This is a genomic window from Bacillus cereus group sp. MG1 (assembly GCF_040460035.1).
Classification (GTDB): domain Bacteria; phylum Bacillota; class Bacilli; order Bacillales; family Bacillaceae_G; genus Bacillus_A; species Bacillus_A cereus.
Genome location: NZ_JARVGY010000001.1, coordinates 1,069,106 through 1,094,886, shown reverse-complemented (window position 1 = coordinate 1,094,886; position 25,781 = coordinate 1,069,106). Strand labels below are relative to the sequence as shown.

Genomic DNA, 25,781 nt, shown 5'->3' with positions numbered 1-25,781 from the left:
AAAAAAGATTATGCTCAACTATATTATGAGAATATAAGGTTTGTCCCAATTATTTAAGGGCTTTTAAAAAGCTTTTTATTGTATGAGGGGAAGCTTCACTTTAATAAGGGAGTTAGTGATATGGACGTAACAAAAAAACAAGGGCTGTATAATCGTCTTATACGATTAAACCCACCACAAATATTAGCATTAGGCTTTTTCTGCTTAATTGTGGTTGGCGGTTTGTTATTAAAATTACCATTCGCAACGAAAGTACATATTAGTTGGGTAGATGCTTTCTTTACAGCAACGTCAGCAGCGACCGTAACTGGTTTGGGAGTAGTGGATACAGCAAGTACATTTACGATGTTTGGCGAAATTGTTATTATGTTTTTAATTCAAACAGGTGGTCTAGGCCTTATGACAATTGCCATTTTAATTGTTTGGGTACTAGGTAAAAAAATCGGATTACGCCATCGTTTATTAATTGGAGAAGCATTTAATCAAACAAATATAGGTGGTCTTGTAAAATTAGTAAAGCGTGTCTTTATATTTTCGATTTGTATTGAACTTATTGGGGTCATCTTTTTATCGTTTCGCTTTATTCCAGAGTTTGGTTTTGGAAAAGGTTTATACTATAGTATTTTTCATGTAATTGCATCTTATAATAATGCAGGGTTTGCTTTATGGCCAGATAATTTAACAAGATATGTAGGGGATCCCATTATTAATATTGGGATTTGCTCTTTAATTGTAATTGGTGGACTCGGTTTTACCGTATTAATTGATATATGGTATAGTCGCAGTTTTCGAAAATTATCACTTCACTCAAAAATAATGATTATTGGAACAGTAGTACTAAATGTTATAGCAATGATTGTGATTTTTGTATTGGAATATAATAATGTGAAGACGTTAGGGAATTTATCTTTAAATGAAAAACTATGGGCTTCCTTCTTTCAAGGTATTACTCCGCGGACAGCTGGATTTAATACGGTTGACTATGGAGGTATGGAAGAATCATCTATATTATTTACGATGATTTTAATGTTTATTGGTGCAGGAAGTGTATCAACAGGTGGAGGAATTAAATTAACGACGTTTGTTATCTTAATTACATCTGTCCTTTCTTTCTTTAGAAAAAAGGAGGAAATTGTTTTATTTCAGCGTACAATTAAAATGTCGACAGTAACGAGGGCATTAGCGATTGCTGTTGCCAGTCAAATACTTATTTTAGCAGCGGTATTCATATTAATGCTTACAGAAAACTTCAGCTTTATTCAATTATTATTTGAGACAATATCAGCGTTTGGCACAGTCGGATTAACGATGGGAATTACTGCAAAGCTATCGGCATTCGGAAAATGTATTATTATGTTTGTTATGTTCTGCGGATTAATTGGACCATTAACACTTGTGTTCTCTTTAGCGCGACCAGCAAAACAAAAAATAAAATATCCATCGGAAGATGTGTTTACAGGATAAGGTATCCCGCGTTAAGCGAGATACCTTTTTCTTTTTTAGAACAGGGAGAACAATAGACCAATAAGTGCTACTCGGAATAAAATTGCGATAAGTGCAGCAATTCCACCGACAACTGCAGCGATACCGCCAGTTACAGTAGCTCCGCGATTATAAGCGTAAATACCGAGTAAAACAGAAACAAGACCAAATAGTGTTGGAAATGTAAATAGCGATAAGATAGATAGCGCAAGAGCGATAAAACCAGCAGTTGATCCAGCAGCGGAAGATTTTACAACATCTTTATCGTCTTTATCATCGTAATCATAATCAATGCGTTGTGGTGCAACCTCAGCGGCGTACTCTTCTTTATAGTCACTATAATCACTATCTATTCTATCTCTTTTTTTATAATCATCAAATTTCTCAGTCAAAGTCATGACTCCTTTCATAACAAGGTTCAATAGTAGTATGTATCTCTTTTTCTTTTTTATCCCGCTATTTGTGGGAGTCGAGCTACGTACACATCCCACTGATTAAAGTTTCACTATACCGGAGCATGTACAGGGAGTAGTATCTTTTAAAAGAAGGAAAATGTTTTTTTGAAATAGGAAAAGTTAGTATGACTTTCTCTATTTTGGAAAATATAAAAAGGAATAATGAGGAAAGGGTGCAATACATAATGGAACATCCAATTGAAAATTTAATGAAAACGGCAATGACAAATTTAAAAGAGATGGTAGATGTAAATACAATTGTTGGGAGCCCGGTTTCAACAGCTGACGGAAATGTAGTATTAACAGTATCTCAAGTGGCTTTTGGTTTTGGAGCTGGTGGAAGTGATTTTAAAGGGGATTTCATCACTGAAAAACATAACGGTGGGCAAAATCAGCATAAAGAGAACAAACAAGGGCATCCATTTGGAGGAGGAAGCGGGGCTGGGGTTTCCATTAGTCCAGTAGCTTTTTTAGTAGTTGGTTCTAATGGGGTGCAAGTATTACATCTCAACAGCAGTACACATTTAATTGAAAAGGCTTTAAATACTGTACCAAGCACTGTAGATAAATTTGTGAATGGTCGTCAAAAGTGAACTTGCATTTTTTAGGAATTATGATATATTAGAAAAAGTGCGCTTTAGGATGATCGGAATAATTGAAATGTAAATATATATGATGTGTGGAATAAGGGAGAGGAATTTATGATTAATATCAAAAACTTAGTAGTTGGCTTATTTATGTTAGTAAGCGGCTTTGTTGTATATGTAATAAAAGAAAAAGCTCCATTCTAAAACAGACAAACCGTTAATGTCTGTTTTTAATTTGCGGAAAAAAGTTGACAAGTTATTGTATTGGTGTTAGAATTTTAATTCGTGTCTCGGTTACAGCTAGTGTAAAGTAAATATCTCTTATGAATGCAATACGAAAAGTTTGCGAAAGATCGGGTAATTTTATCAACAACTTTTGTGAACAAACCCTATAAATTGTATTTGTAAGCTATATATGTATACTAGTGAATCAAGGAGCGGTCAGTGGAACCGTAATGATGAGAGAGAGGTAGGGCTTTCATCCAGTATATGTTACTTTCCCGTTAGGTGAATATAAAAAAGAGGACTCCTTTTAAAAGGGGTCCTCTTTCATTTTTTAAGTGCGACTTTCAACTTGTTGACAAATTTCATCCGTTGTTAAACCGTGAGCTGTAATGACTGATCCTTTAATTGATGTATCTGCAATGCCCATCACATTAGAATCTTGCCCAGTTACAACGCAACAATCACACCCTTGTGCATCCTGTTCTGAGTTAAGTGTAACAACTTCATGACCTTGTTGTTGAAGAGCTTGTTGAACGTCTGTTAATGAGTTTTCAACGCCAATTCTAGCCATAATTATCACCTCCTACCATCTAATTGCTAGTATGCTCAAGTTCACTGCATATATTTATGAAAAGACGGTAGGAAGTATAAATCTTTGTTTAGTCGTTATATACGCCAGTAAGCATTTGACTAACGAATTGATCGTTTAATGTATCTTGTGCTGAAGAAGTATTTGAATGGATGTCGATTGAAGCAATAAAATGATTGTGTTCTTTCGTATTTGGTTCTACCTCTACGTAATTATCGAATTTACAAAAACCTTTCGTATCCATTAGATCAAATAATTGCAGCATTTCTACTACCTCTTGTCTCGTTCCTTTAATTTGTACACACGCCATATTTATTTCCTCCTTTATTTTGACAAATTGTTTTTTAAAAATAGGATTATGATTACGAAATGAAAAATATGAATGTTATTTTTAGACAGCGCTATTTTTGTTATTTTCCCCCTTTTTCAGCAAAAGTCGTTATATATCCCCGGATTTATAAAATCGGACGTCCGTTTATTGAATACAATAGATTCGTATCAATTGATGAAAATCCTTCTTTTAAACAAATATTTTTTTAGTGGAAATTGGCGAAAAAAATTTTTTGACTTTTTGTAAACGTTAACAATGTTGTTAAATCAGTATAAGCAAAGAAGTACGTACGATTAAAAATTATAAATTTTCTAAAAATTCACTTGATTTATTTAGAAAGGAGAGTAAACTAGGAAACAATAAAAAATTCATAGAACATAGGAGGCGCTTCTAGTGAATGAGCAATGGATTTTCTTAAATGGAGAATTTGTTCCAAAAGATGAGGCAAAAGTTTCAGTATATGATCATGGCTATTTATATGGCGATGGAGTGTTTGAAGGAATTAGAGTTTATAGCGGTAATGTTTTCCGTTTGAGAGAGCATCTTGTCCGGCTGTATGAATCAGCAAAATCAATCCTTTTAGAAATTCCATATTCATTAGATGAAGTAACAAATATTGTTGTTGAGACGATTCGACAAAATAAATTATCTAATGGATACATTCGCCTTGTTGTATCAAGAGGAGCAGGAAATCTTGGATTGGATCCCGATTCATGTAAGAAGCCGAATGTAGTAGTAATTGCAGAACAATTATCTTTATTCCCACAAGAATATTATGAGAAAGGGATTCCAGTTGTAACAGTTGCAACGCGCCGAAATCGTCCCGATGTTTTATCCCCTCAAGTAAAATCTTTAAATTACTTAAACAATATTTTAGTTCGTATTGAAGCGAAATTAGCTGGAGTACAAGAAGCACTTATGTTAAATGATCAAGGATATGTAGCTGAAGGATCAGGAGATAACGTGTTTATTGTTAAAGGAAATAAATTAATTACACCACCAAGTTCTGCTGGAGCGTTAGAAGGTATTACACGAAACGCCATTTTAGAAATCGGCGAAAAACTTGGGTATGACGTAAGAGAAGAGTTATTTACAAGACATGATGTATATGTAGCTGATGAAGTGTTTTTAACAGGAACAGCTGCTGAAGTGATTGCTGTTACGACAGTAGATGGTAGAACGATTGGCTTAGGGCAAACAGGTCCACATACGAACCGTTTATTAAAAGAGTTTCGTAAGTTAGTTGTAGAAGATGGAGAGAAAATTTACGAAGAAAATAAAGTTGGATAACAACTTTTTTAACATAAGAAAGCGTTGATAGGGAGGAGTAGTTGATTGTGAAGCCTCACAGAGAGTCGGTGGTTGCTGAAAACCGATGGTTCACGTCGACGAACATCGCCCTTGAGTGCTAAGCTAAAGCATTTGTCTAGGCTTAGACGGTAGCTCCGTTATTAGCTAGATCCATTTATGGATCACTGAGGCAAGAGTATTCTTGCGAAGAAGGGTGGTACCGCGAAATCTTTCGTCCCTTCAGCACATAGCTGGAGTGTGGACGTAGGATTTTTTTATTGTATAAAAGTTTGAAAAAGGGGGCTTATAAGAACAATGTCTTCAAAAACGGAAGAGAAACTGGCAACTGGTGCACAGCTATTGTTAGAAGCGCTAGAAAAGGAAGGCGTAGAAGTGATTTTCGGTTATCCGGGTGGTGCCGTTTTACCTCTCTATGATGCATTGTATGATTGTGAAATTCCGCATATTTTAACAAGGCATGAGCAAGGGGCAATTCACGCTGCTGAAGGGTATGCCAGAATTACAGGGCATCCAGGGGTTGTAATTGCAACGAGTGGGCCAGGTGCTACAAATGTAATTACGGGTCTAGCTGATGCGATGATTGATTCATTGCCACTTGTAGTATTTACAGGCCAAGTAGCAACAACGTTAATTGGGAGCGATGCTTTTCAAGAGGCAGATATTATGGGACTTACGATGCCAGTGACAAAACATAACTATCAAGTGCGAAAGGCCTCAGATTTACCTCGAATTATTAAAGAAGCATTTCATATTGCTAAAACTGGAAGACCAGGACCAGTCGTTATTGACCTTCCGAAAGATATGGTAGTCGAGAAAGGTGAGCAATGTAGCAATGTACAAATGGATTTACCGGGATATAACCCTAATTATGAACCGAATCTACTTCAAATAAACAAATTACTCAAAGTAATTGAAACCGCAAAAAAACCGTTAATTTTAGCTGGAGCGGGTATATTGCATGCGAAAGCTTCGAAAGAATTGACAAATTTTGCTCGTAAATATGAAATCCCTGTTGTGCATACATTACTTGGTCTTGGTGGTTTTCCACCAGATGATGAACTATTTCTAGGGATGGGAGGAATGCATGGTTCTTATACAGCCAATATGGCGTTATATGAATGTGACTTACTCATTAATATAGACGCGAGATTTGATGATCGGCTTACAGGGAACTTAGCTTATTTTGCTAAAGGGGCTACTGTTGCGCATATCGATATCGATCCAGCAGAAATTGGGAAAAATGTGCCAACTGAAATTCCTATTGTTGCAAGTGCTAAGCGGGCATTGGAAGCATTACTTGAACCAGAAGGGGGAAAAGAAAATCATCATGAATGGATCACTTTATTAAAGGGGAGAAAAGAACAATATCCATTCTCTTATAAAAGAAATTCTGAAAGTATTAAGCCCCAATACGCAATTGATATGTTATATGAAATTACGAAGGGAGAAGCGATTGTAACAACAGACGTTGGGCAACACCAAATGTGGGCAGCCCAATATTATCCGCTGAAAAATCCAGATAAATGGGTAACTTCTGGTGGATTAGGAACGATGGGGTTTGGATTTCCAGCAGCAATCGGTGCGCAAATTGCAAAGCCTGAAGAATTAGTTATTGCAATTGTTGGTGATGCTGGGTTTCAAATGACTCTACAAGAATTAAGTGTATTAAAAGAACACGCTTTACCCGTTAAAGTATTTATTTTAAATAATGAAGCTTTAGGAATGGTAAGACAATGGCAAGATGAATTTTACAATCAAAGATATTCACATTCTTTATTACCATGCCAACCAGATTTCGTCGCTCTTGCGAATGCATATGGCATAAAAGGTGTTCGTATTGACGATCCACTTCTTGCAAAGAAGCAAATCCAGCATGCGATCGAATTACAAGAGCCAGTCGTAATTGATTGTCGTGTACTTCAATCAGAGAAGGTTATGCCGATGGTTGCGCCAGGAAAAGGTGTTCACCAAATGGAGGGAGTGGAAAAAGGGTGAAGAGAATTGTTACAGCGACAGTTCGAAATCAAAGTGGTGTGTTAAACCGAATCACAGGGGTTATGACACGAAGACATTTTAATATTGAAAGTATTTCAGTAGGTCATACAGAATCATCAGATATATCGCGAATGACGATTGTTGTACACGTTGAAAGTGAACAGCAAGTGGAGCAGTTAATTAAACAACTGCATAAGCAAATTGACGTACTGAAAGTATCAGATATTACAGAAGAAGCAATGATTGCTAGAGAGCTTGCTCTTATTAAAGTAGCAACTTCTGTAGCGAGGGCAGAATTATATAGTTTAATTGAACCGTTTCGAGCCGCTGTAATAGATGTTGGGAAGGATTCCATAGTTGTGCAAGTAACAGGTACGCAAGATAAAGTAGAAGCGTTAATTGAATTACTTCGTCCATACGGTTTGAAAGAAATTGCTAGAACAGGTGTAACAGCATTTACACGTAGTATGAAAAAACAAGATAAGCAAGTTATGTTAATTCAATAATCATTTAAATATAGGGGGAAATGAAAATGGCAAAAGTTTATTATGAGAAAGATGTAACAGTAAATGTATTAAAGGAAAAGAAAGTAGCAATCATCGGATATGGCTCGCAAGGTCATGCACATGCGCAAAATTTACGTGATAACGGATTTGATGTAGTAGTAGGTTTAAGAAAAGGTAAGTCTTGGAATAAAGCGAATGAAGATGGATTTTCTGTATATACAGTAGCAGAAGCAGCGGAAAAAGCTGATGTAGTAATGATTCTACTGCCTGATGAATTACAACCAGAAGTATATGAAGCTGAAATTGCACCAAATTTACAGGCTGGAAACTCCCTCGTGTTCGCACATGGATTTAATGTTCACTTTGATCAAGTAAAACCACCAGCTAATGTAGATGTATTTCTAGTAGCGCCAAAAGGACCGGGGCATCTCGTACGCCGTACGTTCGCCGAGGGCGGGGCTGTTCCTGCATTATTTGCAGTATATCAAGATGCAACAGGAGTTGCGACTGAAAAAGCACTTTCTTATGCTGACGGAATTGGAGCAACGAGAGCTGGTGTACTAGAAACGACGTTTAAAGAAGAAACAGAAACAGATTTATTTGGAGAGCAAGCTGTACTCTGCGGCGGAGTGACTGCACTTGTAAAAGCTGGGTTTGAAACGTTAGTTGATGCAGGATATCAGCCTGAACTTGCATATTTTGAATGTTTACATGAACTGAAGCTAATCGTTGACCTTATGTACGAAGGTGGACTTGAAAATATGAGATATTCAGTTTCAGATACAGCGCAGTGGGGAGACTTCGTATCAGGACCACGCGTTGTTACTGAAGATACGAAGAAAGCGATGGGGGCAGTATTAGCAGAAATTCAAGATGGTACATTTGCAAGAGGCTGGATTGCAGAGCATAAAGCAGGAAGACCAAATTTCCATGCGACAAATGAGAAAGAGAATAAACATGAAATCGAAGTAGTTGGACGTAAATTACGTGAAATGATGCCTTTCGTACAGCCGCGAGTAAAGGTAGGGGTTAAATAATATGAAGCAGGTTTTGTTCATGGATACAACGCTTCGTGATGGCGAACAATCACCAGGAGTAAATTTAAATGAACAAGAGAAATTACAAATTGCTAGGCAATTAGAGAGGCTTGGTATTCATGTAATGGAAGCTGGATTCGCGGCAGCTTCCGAAGGTGACTTTCAATCGGTAAAACGTATTGCGAATACAATTCAAAATGCTACGGTTATGAGTTTAGCTAGAGCGAAAGAAAGTGACATTCGAAGAGCATATGAAGCTGTGAAAGGTGCTGTATCTCCTCGTCTACACGTATTTTTAGCTACGAGTGATATTCATATGAAATATAAACTTTGTATGTCAAAAGAAGATGTGTTAAATAGTATTCATCGCTCGGTTACGCTTGGAAAATCATTATTTCCGACAGTACAATTTTCTGCAGAAGATGCGACAAGAACAACAAGAGATTTTTTAGCTGAAGCAGTAGAAGTTGCGATTCGTGCAGGAGCGAATGTAATTAATATTCCAGATACAGTTGGATATACGAATCCGGAAGAGTATTATTCTCTTTTTAAATACTTACAAGAATCCGTTCCATCATATGAAAAAGCGATTTTTTCTTGTCATTGTCACGATGATCTTGGTATGGCAGTAGCAAATTCGTTAGCTGCGGTTGAAGGAGGAGCATTGCAAGTAGAAGGAACGATTAATGGCATTGGAGAAAGAGCAGGGAATGCAGCGTTAGAAGAAGTTGCGGTAGCTCTTCATATTAGAAAAGATTTTTATAAAGCAGAGCCTTCAATGACTTTAAAAGAAATTAAGGCGACGAGTATATTAGTAAGCAGGTTAACGGGTATGGTTGTACCGAAAAATAAAGCAATCGTTGGAGCGAATGCATTTGCTCATGAATCGGGCATCCACCAAGACGGGGTTTTAAAAGAAGTAACAACTTATGAAATTATCGAACCAGCGCTTATAGGAGAATCTCAAAATCTCTTTGTACTTGGGAAACATTCTGGCCGTCATGCGTTTACGGAAAAAATGAAAGAGCTTGGTTATGAATTTACAAATGAAGAGCGAGATGCGGCATTCGAAGCATTTAAAAAATTGGCTGATCGTAAAAAGGAAATTACTGAAGAAGATTTACGCGCACTTATGCTTGGTGAAGCAGCATTTGCAGCTCAGCAATATAACATTACGCAATTACAAGTGCATTTCGTATCAAATAGTACACAATGCGCAACAGTTGTGCTGAAGGATGAGGAAGGAAATGTATATGAAGATGCAGCCACTGGTTCTGGTAGTATTGAAGCGATATACAATGCGATTCAAAGAATTTTAGGATTAGAATGTGAATTGGCAGATTATCGCATACAATCTATTACACAAGGTCAAGATGCACTTGCTCACGTTCATGTTGAATTAAAAGAAGGTAGTCACCAAATATCAGGTTTCGGAGTTGCGCAAGACGTATTGGAAGCGTCGGCGAGAGCTTATGTCCATGCAGCAGGGAAATTAAAATCTCTTATAGCGCTTGTGAAATAAATATTTGATAGGTGAGAGAAGCTTTCCTCACCTATCAAATTAAAGTTCTGAAAATTCAGTTAAAAGGAGTGTTAAAAATGGAAAAACGTATCGTTTGTTTAGCTGGTGATGGTGTTGGTCCAGAAGTAATGGAAAGTGCGAAGGAAGTATTGCATATGGTAGAAAGGCTATATGGACATCATTTTCATTTGCAAGATGAGTACTTTGGTGGTGTTGCTATCGATTTAACTGGGCAACCATTACCACAGCGAACACTTGCCGCCTGTTTAGCGAGTGATGCGGTTTTACTTGGAGCAGTAGGTGGACCAAGGTGGGATAGTGCGAAAGAAAGGCCTGAGAAAGGATTATTAGCATTAAGAAAAGGACTCGGTGTATTTGCGAATGTTCGCCCTGTAACGGTAGAAAGTGCAACTGCACATTTATCACCATTAAAAAACGCTGATGAAATTGATTTCGTTGTCGTTCGTGAATTAACAGGCGGAATTTATTTTTCTTATCCGAAAGAGCGAACGGAAGAAGTGGCGACAGATACACTTACGTATCATCGCCATGAAATTGAACGTATCGTTTCGTATGCTTTTCAATTAGCGAATAAGCGGAAGAAAAAAGTAACATCTATTGATAAAGCGAATGTTTTAGAGTCTAGTAAATTATGGAGAACTGTGACAGAAGAAGTAGCACTTCGCTACCCAAATGTGGAAGTAGAACACATTTTAGTAGATGCAGCAGCTATGGAATTAATTCGGAATCCAGGAAGATTTGACGTTATTGTAACGGAAAATTTATTTGGTGATATTTTAAGTGATGAGGCTTCAGTATTAGCTGGATCATTAGGAATGCTTCCATCAGCAAGTCACGCTGAAAAGGGGCCTTCATTATACGAGCCTATTCACGGATCAGCACCGGATATTGCGGGGAAAAATAAGGCGAATCCAATTGCGATGATGCGTTCTGTTGCAATGATGCTTGGGCAATCGTTCGGATTAACGAGAGAAGGATATGCAATTGAAGAAGCAGTTTCTGCAGTCCTTAAATCAGGAAAATGTACAGCAGATATCGGGGGGACTGAAACGACAACTTCATTTACAAAGGCAGTTATTCAAGAAATGGAAGAGCAAGCGTTAGTAGGGAGAGGAAGATAATGGGGAAAAGGTTACTAGATAAGCTTTGGGAAAGACATGTAGTTGCGACTAATGAAAATGGATTGGATTTATTATATATCGATCTACATCTTGTTCATGAAGTAACGTCACCGCAAGCCTTTGAAGGCTTGCGGCTTACAAATCGAACAGTCCGCAGACCAGATTTAACATTTGCAACGATGGATCATAATATTCCAACGAAAGATGTTTGGAATATTACCGACCGCATTGCGAAGCAGCAACTAGATACACTTCGGGAAAACTGTAAACAATTTCAGGTGCCATTAGCGGATATCGGAGATGAAGAGCAAGGGATCGTTCATGTAATAGGACCAGAACTTGGACTCACACAGCCAGGAAAAACGATTGTTTGTGGTGATAGTCATACAGCAACACACGGTGCTTTTGGCGCACTAGCGTTTGGTATTGGTACGAGTGAAGTGGAACATGTATTGGCGACGCAAACGTTATGGCAACGAAAGCCGAAAGCAATGGGCATTGAGTTAAAAGGAAAGTTACCGCAAGGGGTTTATGCGAAAGATATTATTTTACACCTTCTTTCAAAGTACGGAGTAGCAGTTGGAACAGGTTACGTAATGGAATTTTACGGAGAGGCCATTCATGCTATGGATATGGAAGAGAGGATGACGCTTTGCAATATGGCAATTGAAGGGGGAGCAAAGGCTGGCATTATTGCACCAGATGAAAAAACGGTTGCTTACGTAAAAGGGCGTAAATATGCACCGAAAGACTATGAATCTATTAAGAAAAAATGGTCAGAACTATATACAGATTTAGATGCAGTTTATGATTTACATATTCTAGTGGATGTTACGGATTTAGCACCGTACGTTACGTGGGGAACAAATCCTAGTATGGGTGTTCGGATCGATGAGAAATTGCCAGAAAAGCATGATGCAAATGACGAAAGAGCGTTTTCTTATATGGGATTGAGTCCCGGACAAAGTACGTATGACATTCCAGTTCAACATGTTTTCATTGGATCTTGTACAAATTCCAGGCTTTCTGACTTAGAAATTGCTGCATCTGTCGTGAAAGGTAAAAAAGTAAAAGAAGGTGTGCGAGCACTTGTTGTACCTGGATCTCAAAGGGTAAGAGAAGCAGCGATGCATAAAGGATTACATCGCATATTTGAAGAAGCTGGATTTGAATGGAGAGAGCCCGGATGCTCAATGTGTCTAGGTATGAATCCAGATCAAGTGCCTGAAGGGGAACATTGTGCCTCTACGTCAAATCGCAATTTTGAAGGAAGACAAGGAAAGGGAGCACGAACGCATTTAGTTAGCCCGGCAATGGCGGCAGCGGCTGCGTTATATGGTCATTTTGTTGATATTAGAAAGGAGAGTTATGATGGAGCCATTTCGTATTCATAAAGGTACTGCCGCAGTACTGATGAATGATAACATTGATACAGATCAAATTATTCCGAAGCAATATTTAAAGAGAATTGAAAGAACTGGGTTTGGGAAGTTTTTATTTGATGAGTGGCGATATAATAATAATCGCCAAGAAAACCCTAATTTCCCGCTTAATGCACAAGAAAGAAAAGGAGCCAGTATATTAATCACAGGCGATAATTTTGGATGTGGCTCGTCAAGAGAACATGCTCCATGGGCACTTGCTGATTATGGTTTCCGCGTTATTATCGCTGGAGGATTTGCCGATATCTTTTATATGAATTGTATGAAAAATGGCATGTTACCGATTGTAATGGATAAAGATATGCGTGAACAACTTGCTAAAACAGATGCGAGAGAACAAATCATAGTTGATTTAGAAAATGAAATAATGACAACGAATACGCATAGATTCCATTTTACAATCGAGAAAATGTGGAAAGAGAAGTTATTAAATGGTTTAGATGAAATTAGTATTACAATGCAATATGAACAAGAAATAAAAGAGTATGAAAGAAAAGTGGCTTTACATTAAAAAAATGACGGAATATTAAAAATGTATTTACATTCAAAATTAACTGTTATATACTATGTGAAAATCAGAGGAGAAAGGGAGTAAGTATTATGAATATCGTGCAATCTATTACAATGCTTACACAACTACATCATCATACATGAAACCCTTGAACCTAGCGTGAAAACGTGTAGGTACAAGGGTTATTCCCGTTGTACCTACACTCTACTGAAGAGCCTTGTAGGTATTTTGTCTACAAGGCTCTTTTTATTTTCGGCTTAGGTGAATGAAATAGGCATACATTAGAAGGGGAAAGGTGTGAAAATTTAGATGACAAAATGGAAAAGGGCAAATCCAAATGGAACGAGAGATTATTTATTCGAAGAATGTACGTTAATTGAAGAAGTAGAACAAAAATTAAGGCTTACTTTTTTAGAGAGAGGTTATGAAGAAATAAGAACACCTACAATTGAATTTTATGACGTTTTTGCATTTCAAAATAGACCGATAGATGAAGAGAAGATGTATAAATTTTTTGATGAAAAGGGAAGGATTATCGTTTTACGTCCAGATATGACAATTCCTTTAGCGAGAGTTATTGGAACACAGAGATGGGAAACGCCACTTAAAGTGACGTATAGCGGGAATGTATTTCGAGCGAATGAATCCCATTCTGGAAAATATAATGAAATCGTACAAAGTGGTATTGAAGTTATCGGGATTGATAATGTAAGAGCTGAAATTGAATGTGTAATAAGTGTCATTCAAGCACTTCAAAAGTTGAAGGTGCAATCTTTTACAATTGAGATTGGGCAAGTACAGTTATATAAATGTATTGTAAAAAAACTCTCCATCCATGATGAAGAAGAAAGGGTACTTAGAACGTATATAGAAAGTAAAAATTATGCAGCCCTCTCAAATTTTATCGGAGAAAAGAAATTAAATCGATGCGATGAGACAGTAAGGTTACTTGAGAAATTGCCAAGGCTATTTGGAAATTTAGAAGTTATTGAGGAAGCAGAAAAGCTTGCTTCAAGTAATGAAATGAAAATGGCAATTGCAAGAATAAAAGAAATGTATGAAACAATTGAAACGTTAGGATATGGTTCTTACATATCAATTGATTTGGGCATGATTCAACACTTAGATTACTATACGGGTGTTATTTTCAAAGGATATATATATGAAATTGGAGAAGAAATCGTTAGTGGCGGAAGATACGATGAGCTAATTGGCAATTTTGGAGAAATGCTGCCAGCTGTTGGACTCGCGGTACAAGTAAATCAAATTGTGAAGGCGCTGCAAGAGCAGCAAGAACCATATGAACGAAATCAAATTGATATTGTGATTCATTATGAGTTAAATAGATTAGCGGAAGCAGAAAGGCTACGAAATTTACTTCGAAAGGATGGGAAGAATGCTTGGTTATCTCTATTCTCTAATTTAAGCGATACCTTTCAATTCGCAAGAAAAAATAAAATAGGAACGGTCGTTGAGGCAAAGAATGAATACTTAGTGGAATATGTATGGAATGAGAAATGGATAGTCCAGAAAGAAGGAGAGGCTTCATGCGTAACATTCAAATTGCGTTAACGAAAGGAAGATTAGAAAAACATGTCATTCCACTTTTTGAGCAGATTGGAATTGATTGCTCCGAGCTCAAAAATAAAGGTAGGAAGCTTGTATTTCAAAGTAAAAATACAAATGTTTCATTTATTTTAGTAAAAGCGGTTGATGTTGCTACTTATGTAGAACATGGGGTAGCTGATATTGGCATCGTTGGAAAAGATATTTTAATGGAAAACGAGAAAGATATTTATGAAATGCTGGATTTAGGAGTGGGGATTTGTAAGTTTTGTGTGGCTTCTATTCCTACGTATAATCCGAAGAGTTACCGAAAAAAAAGAATTGCTACGAAATACCCGCATATTACTTCTACTTATTTTCATGATAAGGGAGAGGATGTAGAAATTATTAAAATAGAAGGTTCTGTAGAAATCGCTCCTCTTCTTGGATTGGCGGATGCAATTGTAGATATTGTTGAAACAGGAAAAACATTACAAGAGAATGGACTCATTGTATTTGAGGAAATGCACTCTATATCAGCTCGGATGATTGTGAATAAGGCAGCTTTAAAAACTAAAAAAGACGAAATATTCAGTATTATAAATATGATGGAGCAAGAAATCTTATCAGGGAAATAGGAGGATTTAAAATGGAAATCATTTATGAAGACTTTAAGGAGGCATTATCTAAAATAAAAGTGCTAAGAGAAAACGCTAATATAATAGAAGAAACTGTTCAAAGAAGTGTAAGAGAAATCATTAGACATGTAAGGGAAGGAAATGATGAGGCTTTATCTTTCTATACAAAAAAGTTTGATGGTGTAGAGATGAAAGATTTTCGTGTAAGTGAAGAAGAAATACAGCAAGCGAGTATGTTTGTAGAGAATTCATTTTTAGAAGCTTTAAAAGAGGCGAAGAAAAACATTGTTTCGTATCACGAAAAACAAAAGAAGTATTCAATCTTCGATTGTGAAAGTAAAGGCATAATTAGAGGGCAGCTTATTCGGCCATTAGAAAATGTAGGTGTATATGTACCAGGTGGGACAGCTTCATATCCTTCTTCAGTATTAATGAATGTATTGCCGGCGAAACTTGCAGGTGTGAAAAAAATTGTAATGGTAACACCGCCGAGGAAAGGGGGAATTGATCCTCATATATTAGCTGCTGCAAATCTTGCGGGAGTAGATGAAATTTATACGATAGGTGGCGCACAAGCAATTGCTGCTTTAGCATACGGGACGGAATCGATTCCGAAAGTGGATAAAATAGTTGGACCGGGAAATTTGTACGTCGCTCTAGCGAAACGAGAAGTATACGGGATAGTAAATATCGATATGATTGCTGGTCCATCAGAAATTGTAGTTGTCGCGGATGAAACAGGTAATGCAAAATATATCGCAGCGGATTTATTATCGCAAGCAGAGCATGATGAGAGAGCAACGGCGATTTGTATTACAACGAATATGGAACTAGCTAAAGAAGTAGAAAAAGAGGTAGAAAGACAGTTAGAAACGTTACCAAGAAGTGAAATTGCACGTGAATCAATAAATAGAAATGGAGCCATCTTTATTGTTGCTTTTTTAGAGGAGGCACTAAAGTTATCAAATGAAATTGCTCCAGAACATTTAGAGTTACATATAAAAGAACCGATGAATGCTCTAGATTATGTGAAACATGCAGGCTCTATTTTCCTTGGGCCATATGCACCTGAACCGCTCGGGGATTATTTGGCGGGACCGAATCATGTATTACCAACGAGCGGAACGGCAAGATTTTTTTCTCCGTTATCAGTCGATGATTTCGTGAAAAAATCAAGTTTTATTTCTTATACAGAGGAAGCATTAAAAAATGTACAGCATCATATTGTAGAGCTTGCAAATAAAGAAGGGTTACATGCACATGCGAGAGCAATCCAAATAAGGTTTGAGGAGGAAAAATAATGCGTCAGTCCAGTCAAGCACGTGAGACGACAGAAACAAAAATTAAATTAAGTTTGCAGCTTGATGAAAGTACGAGTGTATCTATTCAAACGGGGGTTGGTTTTTTCGATCATATGCTGACTTTATTTGCTAGACATGGAAGATTTGGATTGCAAGTTGAGGCAGAAGGTGATGTATTTGTCGATGCACATCACACCGTTGAAGATGTTGGAATTGTACTCGGAAATTGCTTGAAAGAAGCATTGCAAAATAAAGAAGGAATTAATCGTTACGGTTCCGCGTATGTACCGATGGATGAATCTTTAGGATTTGTTGCAATTGATATAAGTGGACGCTCATATTGTGTATTTCAAGGGGAATTAACAAATCCGAAGCTCGGGGATTTTGATACAGAATTGACGGAAGAATTTTTTAGAGCAGTTGCACATGCTGCCAATATTACATTACATGCGCGCGTTCTATACGGAAGTAATACACATCACAAAATTGAAGCATTATTTAAAGCTTTTGGTAGAGCGCTTAGAGAAGCGGTCGAAAAAAATGCCAACATTACTGGTGTAAATTCAACGAAAGGGATGTTGTAATTGATTGCCATTATAGATTATGGAATGGGGAATATTCGCAGTGTAGAGCAAGCATTAAAATATATTGAGGCAGAGTACATTGTAACGAGTGATAAAGAAGAGATATTGAGAAGCGATGGCGTGATTCTACCGGGAGTAGGTGCATTTCCGAAAGCGATGGAAGTATTAAAAGAAAGAGATTTAGTGTGTGTACTAAAAGAAGTTTGTGACATAGGAAAACCACTCCTCGGTATATGTTTGGGCATGCAACTTTTATTTGAACGAAGTGAGGAACTAAAAGATTGTAGCGGGTTAGGTTTACTACCAGGGGAAATTCGTAAGTTAAAAGTTTCGTATAAAATTCCTCATATGGGATGGAATGAATTAAGGAAGGAAAGAGAATTTCCGCTTTGGAATGGATTAGTGGATGGTTCTTTCGTGTATTATGTTCACTCATATTACGCGGATTGTCCAGGTGAAATTGTATGCGGAGTAAGTGATTATGGAATGCAAATACCAGGGTTTGTCGCGAAAGGAAATGTATTTGGTGCACAGTTTCATCCAGAAAAAAGTGGCGAAATTGGCATGCAAATATTAAAAAATTTTCAAGGAGTGGTAGAAGCATGGAAATCTTCCCAGCTATCGATTTAAAAGAAGGGCGATGCGTTAGACTTTATCAAGGAGAGTTTAGTAAAGAAACGGTGATGAATGAAGATCCGGTAGCGCAGGCGATCATATTTGAAAAGCTTGGAGCGGAAATACTACACATTGTTGATTTAGACGGTGCAATTGCTGGCGAGTCGTTAAATTTGCCCGTCATTGAAAAAATCTGCAAGGCGGTACGTATTCCTGTGCAAGTGGGAGGAGGAATTCGTTCACTTGTAACGGTGGAGAAGTTATTGTCAGCAGGTGTAGAAAAAGTGATTTTAGGAACAGCAGCTCTTTATGATAAGTCATTTTTAGAGGAAGCAGTTCGTCTATATAAAGAGAAAATCATTGTTGGAATTGATGCGAAAAATGGTTTCGTAGCAACGAGAGGTTGGCTTGATCTGTCTGAAATTTCTTACGTTAGTTTAGCGAAACAAATGGAAAGTTTAGGTGTTCAAACGATTGTGTTTACAGACATTTCGAAAGACGGGACGCTTGCAGGTCCAAATTTTGAACAATTAGCGATACTTCAAAAAATTGTGGGCATTCGTCTCATCGCCTCTGGAGGAGTGGCATCTATTCAAGATGTGAAAAAGTTAAATGATATGAATATATATGGTGTCATAATTGGAAAGGCGCTTTACGAGAAAACGATTGATTTAGAAGAAGTGTTACAGGTAACGAAGTTATGTTAGCGAAACGAATCATTCCATGTCTAGATGTGAAAGAAGGGCGAGTCGTAAAGGGTGTAAATTTTATAGGATTACAAGATGTCGGTGATCCGGTTGAAATAGCTGAAGCATATAACGAGGCAGGGGCAGATGAAATCGTATTTTTAGATATTACAGCGACTCATGAAGGAAGAAAAACGATTATAGATGTTGTAGAAAAAACAGCAGCTAAAGTATTTATTCCTCTTACGGTTGGCGGGGGGATTTCAAGTGTGAAAGATATGTACAATTTACTAAGAGCTGGAGCAGACAAAGTTTCAATAAACTCAGCGGCAGTGCGAAACCCGAAGCTTATAGAAGAAGGGGCAGAACACTTTGGATCACAATGTATTGTCGTGGCAATTGATGCTAGAAAAGTAGCAGAAGGTAAATGGAACGTATACGTCAACGGCGGAAGAGTTGACACAGGAATGGATGCCATAGAATGGGCGAAGCGTGTTGTTAAACTTGGGGCAGGTGAAATTTTGTTAACGAGTATGGATGCAGATGGAACGAAAAGCGGATATGACCTTCGTTTAACAGAAGAAATTTCAAAAAGTGTTTCCATTCCAGTCATCGCATCAGGGGGCTGTGGTCATACGGATCACATTATAGAAGTTTTTCAAAAGACAACAGTTGATGCAGCGTTAGCGGCATCCATCTTTCATTATGGTGAGGCGACAGTGCAGAGTGTAAAGCGAAAATTAAGAGATGCAAATGTTGAGGTGCGGTTATGAAACCTAATTTTTCAAAAGGATTAATACCAGCAATTGTCATCGAAGAAGGTACGAAAGAAGTTTTAATGCTAGCTTATATGAATGAAGAAGCATATGAAAAAACGTTAGAGACGAAAAGAACATGGTTTTATTCTCGTTCGAGGCAGTCGTTATGGAATAAGGGGGAAACATCAGGGAATCTTCAATATGTGCAATCTTTATATTTAGATTGTGATCAAGATTCAATTGTTGTGAATGTGAAACAAGTAGGACCTGCTTGTCATACGGGAGAGAAGACATGTTTTCACTATCAAATTATATAGGGGGATACATATGGAAAATGCCTTTAAGTTGCTGTATAAAACAATTGAAGAACGAAAGGAAAGCCCACTTCCTGAATCGTATACAAATTATTTATTTTCAAAAGGAGAAGATAAAATTTTAAAGAAAATTGGTGAAGAGTGTGCTGAAGTAATTATCGCATGTAAAAATAATGATAAAGAAGAAGTAGTGAAAGAAATGGTTGATGTATTTTATCACTGTTTCGTTTTATTAGCTGAAAAAAATATTACATTGGAAGATGTCATGCGAGAGGTGAAAGAACGAAATGGAAAGCTTTCGAGAGTTGGGGATAGAAGGGAAATAGATACATTATAAGGGGGAATGTATATGAAAGTAGATTATCATCTTCACTTAGAAGAAGGACCGTATTCAATAGGATGGCTTGCTAAAATAAATGAAGCGCTGGAACGTTATGAACCGCTTCAAGAAAGGCATTCTATTGATTGGCTTATGAAAACACAAGAGCGTTTGCAAAAGCGTGTGAAGGAAGGGCCATTTACAACAGAATGGATGGACCTCTATTTAGAAGAAGCTGTGCGAAAAGGTATAACAGAAGTTGGGATTGTTGATCATTTATATCGTTTTCATGAAGCGAAAGGATATTATGAAAAATATGTAGATATTAGTGATTCTAAGCTCGGTCGTATACAGAAGGAATGGTTAGATCAAGTAAGGGTAGTTTCACTGTATGATTTTACAAAGGTCATTGAAGAGGCGAAAGAACGATGGAGTAAAAGAGGTGTCACACTTAAACTTGGAATTGAAGCGGATTATTTTATTGGTTGTGAAGGAGAGTTAAAAGAATTATTAGCGCTAGGAGACTTTGATTATATAATTGGTTCCGTTCATTTTTTAAATGGCTGGGGATTTGATAATCCAGATACGAAAGAATATTTTGAGAAGCATGACCTACGCGCATTATATGATATGTTTTTTAAAACAGTTGAGAGTGCGATTCGTACCGAGTTATTTGATATTATCGCTCATCTTGATAATATAAAGGTATTTAATTATCGATTGGATGAGAATGAACAGCTTTCTTATTATGAGGAAATTGCCTGTGCGTTAGTAGAAACGAATACGGCAACAGAAATAAATGCAGGATTATACTATCGTTATCCTGTTCGTGAAATGTGCCCAAGTCCACTATATTTACAAGTATTAGCTAAGTATGGTGTTCCAATTACGATTTCTTCGGATGCCCATTATCCAAATGATTTAGGGAATTATGTACAAGAAAATGTACAAACATTACTAGCTCACGGTGTTACTCAGGTTGCAACATTTACGAAGCGAGCAAGAGTAATGAGGTCGCTTGAAGAAGAAGTAACAAATTCAAAATGAAACGCAATTTTTTGATGAAAACCGTCCTTTTTGTTCAAAATAAGAAAGAATGAAAAGGAGGGTAAGAAATGGCGAAACAACAAAATAAACAAAATGTACAAGGTGCACAGCAACAAGCTTATACTTCTGAAACGAATGCTGAATCTCAATCGGTTATTGAGGAGCAAATTAGCGATACGGTTGCAGAAGGAACGATTGATGTGAAGCTTGGAAAAGAATCGCAGGAAAAAGCGTAAGAAAAGGGGAGAGTTGCATCTCCTCTTTTTTCATGGAAAAGTGTCGATTTTTAAAACTATAATCAAATTCCTTGGTTTTTATATGTGGATTTCTTACAATGAAATATAAGAGATATCTTATTTTCTATAGAAGAGGTGTTAGTAGTGGCAAAAATATTAGTAGCGGGAAAAATTCCGGAAATTGGATTAGAACTATTAAAAGATCATGATGTAGAAATGTACGATAAAGAGGAGTTAATTTCTATAGATGAATTAACAGAGCGTGTAAAAGATAAAGATGCATTGTTAAGTTTACTTTCGACAAAGGTGCCAAAAGAAGTTATTGATGCAGCGCCTCATTTAAAGATTGTTGCAAACTATGGTGCTGGTTACGACAATATTGATTACACGTATGCGGGCGAAAAAGGAATTGCAGTTACGAATACACCGAAAGTATCAACGGAAGCGACTGCAGAATTAACATTTGCACTTCTTTTAGCAGCGGCGCGTAGAATTCCTGAAGGGGATACGTTATGTCGTACGACTGGATTTAACGGATGGGCACCGTTATTTTTCTTAGGACGAGAAGTTCATGGTAAGACAATCGGAATTATAGGTCTTGGAGAAATCGGGAAGGCTGTTGCAAAACGTGCGAAAGCATTTGGAATGGATGTTTTATATACAGGGCCAAATCGTAAGCTTGAAGCTGAAAGTGAGCTGGGGGCAACGTATGTGATGTTGGAAGAATTATTACAAACAGCAGACTTTATTACAATTAACTGTGCTTATAATCCAAAATTACATCATATGATTGATGAAGAGCAGTTTAAATTGATGAAGAAAACAGCGTATATTGTAAATGCTTCACGTGGACCAATTATGAATGAAGCAGCACTTGCTCATGCATTAAAAACGAATGAAATTGAAGGAGCAGCTCTTGACGTGTTTGAATTTGAACCGAAAATTACAGAAGAGCTAAAAGAATTAAAGAATGTAGTACTTGCTCCACACGTAGGGAATGCAACATTTGAAACTCGTGATGCGATGGCTGAAATGGCTGTCAGAAATATTTTAGCTGTATTAAACGGCGAAGAGCCAGTAACACCTGTAAATCAAAAGGTATTAGTTACAAAATAAAAAGAAACCTTCCGGACTCGGAAGGTTTTCTTATTTTTCTTTATTCGCTTTTTTAGACGGTCTTTGTCTAATGAATTGAGATAACATGTACAAAATATATAGTGGAATGGCAATAAATAAGAAAACAGAAAAATTTCCAAATCCTGTTTGATACATTGTAATAATGATTCCAACTAAAAATAGTGTAATAATGATGCTATATCGTGGAATTGGTACATCTTTTAAACTTGGGATACGAATGCGGCTCACCATTAAAAATGCGAACGTTACAAATACGGTAATAAGAACGATTTTTGGAATGGTATGTGAAAATAATGTTAAGAAAGCAACAAGCCCTCCCGCTGCTGTAATCGGTACTCCAGTGAAATATTTCATTGAAGTAGAAGATGGTGTTACATTAAATCGTGCTAAACGATATGCTCCGAAAAGAGGGAATAATCCCGCTATGTATAATCCGATGATTCCGTAGTTTGAGAAAGATGTGTAATACATTAAAACAGCTGGTGCTGCACCAAATGTTACGACATCTGCAAGCGAGTCGAGCTCTTTTCCCATTTGTGAATCAACACGTAATAAACGAGCAACACGACCATCAAGACTATCTAACATCATCCCGATAAGTACTAAAATAGCAGCTGATTTATAATATCCTAAAGATGCATAGCCGATTGATAAAAATCCGCTATATAAATTTCCGAGCGTAAATAAGTTTGGAATAGCTGCTCTATACAAAATCTGATCCCTTGCTTTCTGTAATAAATTCTTAATTAGTGTATGAAAGTTTACTTATTTTATCATACCATAAATTTATTCCTCATACGAAAGAAATTACCAATTTGTGAAAGATTTCATAGAAGGATGGTTTGAAAATTAAGTGAAAATAAAAAGAGGAAGCAACTTGTATAAAGTTGCTTCCTTTACTATTCAAATTTCGTTGTCATCGTTCCAGTTTTATATCGATTATTAGGATCGAAGCGTAATAAATCTCCATAAATTAATTTATCGGAGAGTTTTAATTCTGTTTTTGCTTTTTCAATATACGGCTGACATAGCGTCATGTCAGCTTCTTCACCCGTACTTCTTTTGTAGCACATATTTTTTGTATAAACATACTCTTCAGAAACAAAGCTACCATCACGCATTACCATAAGCGGGTCTTTCTCTTTAATAAATAAGTCAGTTCCAAATTCAACGGATTTATTTGTTTTAATACCAAGTAAATGAAGGAGCGTTGGCTTAATATCAATTTGGCCGGATACTTTAGAAATAACTTTTCCTTCTTGGCCAGGCACATGAATAATAAGAGGGACTCGTTGTAATTGCATAGAATCGAATGGTGTAATAGTATCTTTTCCTAGGAACTGTGCCATAGCTGCGTTATGGTTTTCGGAAATACCGTAATGATCACCATAGATGACAATAACGGAATTATCATACAATCCTTCTTCTTTTAATTGTTTAATAAATAATTTAAGAGCTTCATCTGTGTAACGAACAGTTGGGAAGTAGCGGTTTACAACACCACTTTCCGAGTTGAATTCATCAACATATTGATCTTCCGGATTTAGAAGAAATGGAAAATGATTTGTTAATGTAATAAATTTTGTATAGAACGGTTGCGGTAAAGATTTTAACTTTGGAATAGATTGTTCAAAGAACTCTTTATCTTTTAATCCCCAACCGACAGACATTTGCTCCGTTCCTGCGTAATCATTTAAATTAAAGTAACGATCATATCCAAGCGCAGGATACATTACATCCCGATTCCAAAACGTTTTATCATTTGAATGGAAGACGGCAGAAGAATATCCGTATTTCTTTAATTGTTCTGGTGTCGCTGTGTATTCATTTGTTGCATGAGTAAAGAATACAGAACCACGATCTAGCGGATAAAGTGAGTTTTCAACGATAAATTCAGCATCAGAAGTTTTACCTTGTCCAGTTTGATGATAGAAGTTATCGAAATAGAAACTATCCTTAATAAATTCATTTAAAAATGGTGTAATTTCTTTTCCATTTATTTTTTTATTAATAACAAAGCTTTGTGTAGATTCCATTGAAATTAAAATTACATTTTTACCTTTTGCAGCTCCAAATAAGTTTTTATCAACTTGTTTGTCTTTTGAGTCTGTATAGTTTTTAATTTCAGAAAACCCATCCCCACTTGCAAATACACGCTCAGCTGAGGACTTGGATTGAAGCGTAATATCAAATAGATGATATGTGTATAAACCTAAATTCTTCACGACAGTTTGACGGTCAAATGAGCGTGAGAACATTTGTGGTTTATAAATAACTGATACAACAATTTGTAGTGCTAATAAAGCTGTTACACCGCTAAAGAAAGTTCGCTTCTCTGAGCGGGAAAGTGGTGTTTTGTCGCCAAATGATGGAAATTTACGCGAAATAAACATTAAAATAATTGCATCTGCAAATAAAAGTAATGTTTTGTACGTAAAGAGTTCTTTTATACTTGTCCCTAAATCAGCCATATTGTTTGTTTGGAATAAAACTGGGAAAGTAACGAAATCGTTATAGAACCCATAAAACATTGCGTTTCCAAATAAAATAAATGACAGTATAAAACTGATTCCAATTATAATTCGGTTTCGGTGCTTAGATGCAAGTAAAGCTAAGCCGAAAAATAAAAGTAACGCAGCTAGTGGATTGATAAAAAGCATGAATTCTTCAAAGAAATTATCAATTTTAATATCAAATGCTAGCTTGTACACAATATATGTTTTAATCCATAGTAAAACGACTGCAACGAGTGCAAATCGCAGTTTTGGAAACAGATGTTGTAGCATAATATACTCCTCTCCTAAAAAGCATGACAGTTCTTGAGAGTCAGTTTGCTTAACGACTCATTTTATATATACGAACAGTCCTTTGTTATTATGATTATTATACTATGAGTATCATTATACGAAAATAAAAGAAGGTTGTGGGCTTTTTTATAATAATCGAGTAGAAAAAGAGTGGTGGGAGACAATAAAACAGAATTTCTATGTATGATAATTATCGTACGCAGAAAGAATCGCGTGATAATACGGAGGTTATAATGCGAAAATTATTATATTTTATAGCATGCAGTAGTGTTATACTTTTTACTTCACCGAGTGTGTCGGTAGCCCAATATGATGCACCTCTTATGGAAGATGCACTTTATTCTGTTTTATTTCCAAAAATAAATAAAGCAATTGAAAAACAATATGGAAGTTTGAAACCTTATCAATGTCCTAAAATTATTAGTTTAAAAAAAGTGTATAGCGGTACATATTTATTTCAAGCAAGTATTGAAGTGACAAAGTATGAACGTGTTGCTGGGAAAATTGCTCCACCATTTGAGAAGGTAACGATTACATTTAATAACGAAGAAGGCGAATGGGAAGTAACAAAGGTATTAGTAAAGCGCTTACCAGACGATACGAAATTAAACTGCAAAAAAACAATATAAAAAATTGTTTGACAAATAAAATGGTCCTTT

General features: G+C 36.6%; 29 protein-coding genes and 1 other annotated feature. Of the genes, 24 read left to right on the top strand and 5 right to left on the bottom strand.

The features are described from left to right. Window positions 1–120 precede the first annotated feature (120 nt). Window positions 121–1,464, top strand: a complete 1,344-nt coding sequence (locus QCI79_RS05520; protein WP_000383526.1) for a TrkH family potassium uptake protein — start codon at window positions 121–123, stop codon at window positions 1,462–1,464. Window positions 1,465–1,499: 35 nt separating this feature from the next. Here the strand turns inward: QCI79_RS05520 and QCI79_RS05515 are convergent, their stop codons facing one another. Beyond that, window positions 1,500–1,874, bottom strand: coding sequence for a hypothetical protein (locus QCI79_RS05515; RefSeq protein ID WP_000136535.1), 375 nt, complete (start codon window positions 1,872–1,874; stop codon window positions 1,500–1,502). Window positions 1,875–2,062: 188 nt separating this feature from the next. On the opposite strand from QCI79_RS05515, the gene ytfJ reads away from it, so the two are divergent. Both ytfJ and QCI79_RS05505 read left to right on the top strand, forming a co-directional pair. Further along, window positions 2,063–2,530 carry a GerW family sporulation protein gene (gene ytfJ, locus QCI79_RS05510; protein ID WP_002061011.1) on the top strand — a complete coding sequence of 156 codons (468 nt, stop codon included), beginning with the start codon at window positions 2,063–2,065 and terminating at the stop codon, window positions 2,528–2,530. A gap of 108 nt (window positions 2,531–2,638) precedes the next feature. After that, entirely contained in the window at window positions 2,639–2,728 is a 90-nt protein-coding gene (locus tag QCI79_RS05505) for a hypothetical protein (RefSeq protein WP_000608227.1), read from the top strand. Window positions 2,729–3,080: 352 nt separating this feature from the next. Here the strand turns inward: QCI79_RS05505 and QCI79_RS05500 are convergent, their stop codons facing one another. Both QCI79_RS05500 and QCI79_RS05495 read right to left on the bottom strand, forming a co-directional pair. Further along, complete coding sequence (locus tag QCI79_RS05500) at window positions 3,081–3,320, bottom strand: YkuS family protein (RefSeq protein ID WP_000101022.1); 240 nt, start codon at window positions 3,318–3,320, stop codon at window positions 3,081–3,083. Between the two features lie 88 nt (window positions 3,321–3,408). Continuing rightward, on the bottom strand, window positions 3,409–3,648 hold the full coding sequence (locus QCI79_RS05495) for a DUF3911 family protein (RefSeq protein WP_000752512.1): 240 nt from the start codon (window positions 3,646–3,648) through the stop codon (window positions 3,409–3,411). Window positions 3,649–4,062: 414 nt separating this feature from the next. Here QCI79_RS05495 and ilvE point away from each other — a divergent pair, with 414 nt between their 5' ends. From ilvE to QCI79_RS05395, 20 genes are all read left to right on the top strand, one after another. Continuing rightward, window positions 4,063–4,959, top strand: a complete 897-nt coding sequence (ilvE, locus tag QCI79_RS05490) for a branched-chain-amino-acid transaminase (RefSeq protein ID WP_001005487.1) — start codon at window positions 4,063–4,065, stop codon at window positions 4,957–4,959. Window positions 4,960–4,974: 15 nt separating this feature from the next. Continuing rightward, window positions 4,975–5,202 (top strand) — a binding site (T-box leader). Window positions 5,203–5,274: 72 nt separating this feature from the next. Continuing rightward, window positions 5,275–6,975: an acetolactate synthase large subunit gene (gene ilvB, locus QCI79_RS05485; protein ID WP_021728366.1), complete on the top strand. Its 1,701-nt coding sequence runs from the start codon at window positions 5,275–5,277 to the stop codon at window positions 6,973–6,975. Next, window positions 6,972–7,481 carry an acetolactate synthase small subunit gene (ilvN, locus tag QCI79_RS05480; RefSeq protein ID WP_000822952.1) on the top strand — a complete coding sequence of 170 codons (510 nt, stop codon included), beginning with the start codon at window positions 6,972–6,974 and terminating at the stop codon, window positions 7,479–7,481. Before ilvB ends, ilvN begins: the two co-directional genes overlap by 4 nt. A gap of 26 nt (window positions 7,482–7,507) precedes the next feature. Further along, window positions 7,508–8,518, top strand: coding sequence for a ketol-acid reductoisomerase (gene ilvC, locus QCI79_RS05475; protein ID WP_001151747.1), 1,011 nt, complete (start codon window positions 7,508–7,510; stop codon window positions 8,516–8,518). 1 nt (window position 8,519) lies between these two features. Then, window positions 8,520–10,040, top strand: coding sequence for a 2-isopropylmalate synthase (leuA, locus tag QCI79_RS05470; protein ID WP_000815755.1), 1,521 nt, complete (start codon window positions 8,520–8,522; stop codon window positions 10,038–10,040). A 77-nt stretch (window positions 10,041–10,117) separates the two neighbouring features. After that, window positions 10,118–11,182: a 3-isopropylmalate dehydrogenase gene (leuB, locus tag QCI79_RS05465; protein ID WP_000415384.1), complete on the top strand. Its 1,065-nt coding sequence runs from the start codon at window positions 10,118–10,120 to the stop codon at window positions 11,180–11,182. Further along, window positions 11,182–12,576 (top strand): 3-isopropylmalate dehydratase large subunit, encoded by a 1,395-nt coding sequence (leuC, locus tag QCI79_RS05460; RefSeq protein WP_000518102.1) that lies wholly within the window; start codon window positions 11,182–11,184, stop codon window positions 12,574–12,576. Before leuB ends, leuC begins: the two co-directional genes overlap by 1 nt. Beyond that, window positions 12,554–13,135, top strand: a complete 582-nt coding sequence (gene leuD, locus QCI79_RS05455; protein WP_021728365.1) for a 3-isopropylmalate dehydratase small subunit — start codon at window positions 12,554–12,556, stop codon at window positions 13,133–13,135. The genes leuC and leuD overlap by 23 nt, the downstream gene beginning before the upstream one ends. Window positions 13,136–13,444: 309 nt before the next feature. After that, a complete protein-coding gene (locus QCI79_RS05450) occupies window positions 13,445–14,707 on the top strand; it encodes an ATP phosphoribosyltransferase regulatory subunit (RefSeq protein WP_021728364.1) in 1,263 nt (420 codons plus the stop codon). Further along, complete coding sequence (gene hisG, locus QCI79_RS05445) at window positions 14,683–15,318, top strand: ATP phosphoribosyltransferase (RefSeq protein WP_021728363.1); 636 nt, start codon at window positions 14,683–14,685, stop codon at window positions 15,316–15,318. Before QCI79_RS05450 ends, hisG begins: the two co-directional genes overlap by 25 nt. Window positions 15,319–15,329: 11 nt before the next feature. Beyond that, entirely contained in the window at window positions 15,330–16,619 is a 1,290-nt protein-coding gene (hisD, locus tag QCI79_RS05440; RefSeq protein ID WP_021728362.1) for a histidinol dehydrogenase, read from the top strand. After that, window positions 16,619–17,203, top strand: a complete 585-nt coding sequence (gene hisB, locus QCI79_RS05435) for an imidazoleglycerol-phosphate dehydratase HisB (RefSeq protein ID WP_001249951.1) — start codon at window positions 16,619–16,621, stop codon at window positions 17,201–17,203. The genes hisD and hisB overlap by 1 nt, the downstream gene beginning before the upstream one ends. Continuing rightward, complete coding sequence (hisH, locus tag QCI79_RS05430; protein WP_021728361.1) at window positions 17,204–17,833, top strand: imidazole glycerol phosphate synthase subunit HisH; 630 nt, start codon at window positions 17,204–17,206, stop codon at window positions 17,831–17,833. Then, window positions 17,806–18,525 (top strand): 1-(5-phosphoribosyl)-5-[(5-phosphoribosylamino)methylideneamino]imidazole-4-carboxamide isomerase, encoded by a 720-nt coding sequence (gene hisA / locus QCI79_RS05425; protein WP_021728360.1) that lies wholly within the window; start codon window positions 17,806–17,808, stop codon window positions 18,523–18,525. Before hisH ends, hisA begins: the two co-directional genes overlap by 28 nt. Continuing rightward, on the top strand, window positions 18,519–19,277 hold the full coding sequence (gene hisF / locus QCI79_RS05420; RefSeq protein ID WP_000880109.1) for an imidazoleglycerol phosphate synthase cyclase subunit: 759 nt from the start codon (window positions 18,519–18,521) through the stop codon (window positions 19,275–19,277). Before hisA ends, hisF begins: the two co-directional genes overlap by 7 nt. After that, complete coding sequence (hisI, locus tag QCI79_RS05415; protein WP_000803961.1) at window positions 19,274–19,579, top strand: phosphoribosyl-AMP cyclohydrolase; 306 nt, start codon at window positions 19,274–19,276, stop codon at window positions 19,577–19,579. The genes hisF and hisI overlap by 4 nt, the downstream gene beginning before the upstream one ends. A 10-nt stretch (window positions 19,580–19,589) precedes the next feature. Continuing rightward, window positions 19,590–19,913 (top strand): phosphoribosyl-ATP diphosphatase, encoded by a 324-nt coding sequence (gene hisE, locus QCI79_RS05410; protein ID WP_000426357.1) that lies wholly within the window; start codon window positions 19,590–19,592, stop codon window positions 19,911–19,913. A gap of 12 nt (window positions 19,914–19,925) precedes the next feature. Next, entirely contained in the window at window positions 19,926–20,942 is a 1,017-nt protein-coding gene (locus QCI79_RS05405; RefSeq protein ID WP_000861846.1) for a histidinol phosphate phosphatase domain-containing protein, read from the top strand. Window positions 20,943–21,010: 68 nt separating this feature from the next. Continuing rightward, entirely contained in the window at window positions 21,011–21,178 is a 168-nt protein-coding gene (locus tag QCI79_RS05400; protein WP_001118880.1) for a YozQ family protein, read from the top strand. Window positions 21,179–21,322: 144 nt separating this feature from the next. After that, window positions 21,323–22,294 carry an NAD(P)-dependent oxidoreductase gene (locus QCI79_RS05395; protein WP_021728359.1) on the top strand — a complete coding sequence of 324 codons (972 nt, stop codon included), beginning with the start codon at window positions 21,323–21,325 and terminating at the stop codon, window positions 22,292–22,294. A 30-nt stretch (window positions 22,295–22,324) separates the two neighbouring features. On the opposite strand, the gene pssA is transcribed toward QCI79_RS05395, so the two are convergent. Both pssA and QCI79_RS05385 read right to left on the bottom strand, forming a co-directional pair. Next, complete coding sequence (gene pssA / locus QCI79_RS05390) at window positions 22,325–23,026, bottom strand: CDP-diacylglycerol--serine O-phosphatidyltransferase (protein ID WP_000285417.1); 702 nt, start codon at window positions 23,024–23,026, stop codon at window positions 22,325–22,327. Between the two features lie 188 nt (window positions 23,027–23,214). Beyond that, window positions 23,215–25,101 (bottom strand): LTA synthase family protein, encoded by a 1,887-nt coding sequence (locus QCI79_RS05385; protein WP_021728358.1) that lies wholly within the window; start codon window positions 25,099–25,101, stop codon window positions 23,215–23,217. Window positions 25,102–25,355: 254 nt separating this feature from the next. On the opposite strand from QCI79_RS05385, the gene QCI79_RS05380 reads away from it, so the two are divergent. Beyond that, on the top strand, window positions 25,356–25,751 hold the full coding sequence (locus QCI79_RS05380) for a DUF3888 domain-containing protein (RefSeq protein ID WP_001228824.1): 396 nt from the start codon (window positions 25,356–25,358) through the stop codon (window positions 25,749–25,751). Window positions 25,752–25,781: the final 30 nt, after the last annotated feature.

Bases quoted from the DNA above. Each gene is read 5' to 3' on its own strand.
- QCI79_RS05495 (WP_000752512.1), bottom strand. From the start codon at position 3,648: ATGGCGTGTGTACAAATTAAAGGAACGAGACAAGAGGTAGTAGAAATG.
- hisI (WP_000803961.1), top strand. From the start codon at position 19,274: ATGAAACCTAATTTTTCAAAAGGATTAATACCAGCAATTGTCATCGAA.
- QCI79_RS05385 (WP_021728358.1), bottom strand. From the start codon at position 25,101: ATGCTACAACATCTGTTTCCAAAACTGCGATTTGCACTCGTTGCAGTC.
- hisB (WP_001249951.1), top strand. From the start codon at position 16,619: ATGCGTCAGTCCAGTCAAGCACGTGAGACGACAGAAACAAAAATTAAA.
- QCI79_RS05400 (WP_001118880.1), top strand. From the start codon at position 21,011: ATGGCGAAACAACAAAATAAACAAAATGTACAAGGTGCACAGCAACAA.
- leuB (WP_000415384.1), top strand. From the start codon at position 10,118: ATGGAAAAACGTATCGTTTGTTTAGCTGGTGATGGTGTTGGTCCAGAA.
- QCI79_RS05380 (WP_001228824.1), top strand. From the start codon at position 25,356: ATGCGAAAATTATTATATTTTATAGCATGCAGTAGTGTTATACTTTTT.
- hisG (WP_021728363.1), top strand. From the start codon at position 14,683: ATGCGTAACATTCAAATTGCGTTAACGAAAGGAAGATTAGAAAAACAT.
- hisD (WP_021728362.1), top strand. From the start codon at position 15,330: ATGGAAATCATTTATGAAGACTTTAAGGAGGCATTATCTAAAATAAAA.
- hisA (WP_021728360.1), top strand. From the start codon at position 17,806: ATGGAAATCTTCCCAGCTATCGATTTAAAAGAAGGGCGATGCGTTAGA.
- QCI79_RS05500 (WP_000101022.1), bottom strand. From the start codon at position 3,320: ATGGCTAGAATTGGCGTTGAAAACTCATTAACAGACGTTCAACAAGCT.
- hisF (WP_000880109.1), top strand. From the start codon at position 18,519: ATGTTAGCGAAACGAATCATTCCATGTCTAGATGTGAAAGAAGGGCGA.
- leuC (WP_000518102.1), top strand. From the start codon at position 11,182: ATGGGGAAAAGGTTACTAGATAAGCTTTGGGAAAGACATGTAGTTGCG.
- leuD (WP_021728365.1), top strand. From the start codon at position 12,554: ATGGAGCCATTTCGTATTCATAAAGGTACTGCCGCAGTACTGATGAAT.
- ilvB (WP_021728366.1), top strand. From the start codon at position 5,275: ATGTCTTCAAAAACGGAAGAGAAACTGGCAACTGGTGCACAGCTATTG.
- hisE (WP_000426357.1), top strand. From the start codon at position 19,590: ATGGAAAATGCCTTTAAGTTGCTGTATAAAACAATTGAAGAACGAAAG.
- leuA (WP_000815755.1), top strand. From the start codon at position 8,520: ATGAAGCAGGTTTTGTTCATGGATACAACGCTTCGTGATGGCGAACAA.
- ytfJ (WP_002061011.1), top strand. From the start codon at position 2,063: ATGACTTTCTCTATTTTGGAAAATATAAAAAGGAATAATGAGGAAAGG.
- ilvC (WP_001151747.1), top strand. From the start codon at position 7,508: ATGGCAAAAGTTTATTATGAGAAAGATGTAACAGTAAATGTATTAAAG.
- QCI79_RS05505 (WP_000608227.1), top strand. From the start codon at position 2,639: ATGATTAATATCAAAAACTTAGTAGTTGGCTTATTTATGTTAGTAAGC.
- QCI79_RS05450 (WP_021728364.1), top strand. From the start codon at position 13,445: ATGACAAAATGGAAAAGGGCAAATCCAAATGGAACGAGAGATTATTTA.
- QCI79_RS05520 (WP_000383526.1), top strand. From the start codon at position 121: ATGGACGTAACAAAAAAACAAGGGCTGTATAATCGTCTTATACGATTA.
- QCI79_RS05405 (WP_000861846.1), top strand. From the start codon at position 19,926: ATGAAAGTAGATTATCATCTTCACTTAGAAGAAGGACCGTATTCAATA.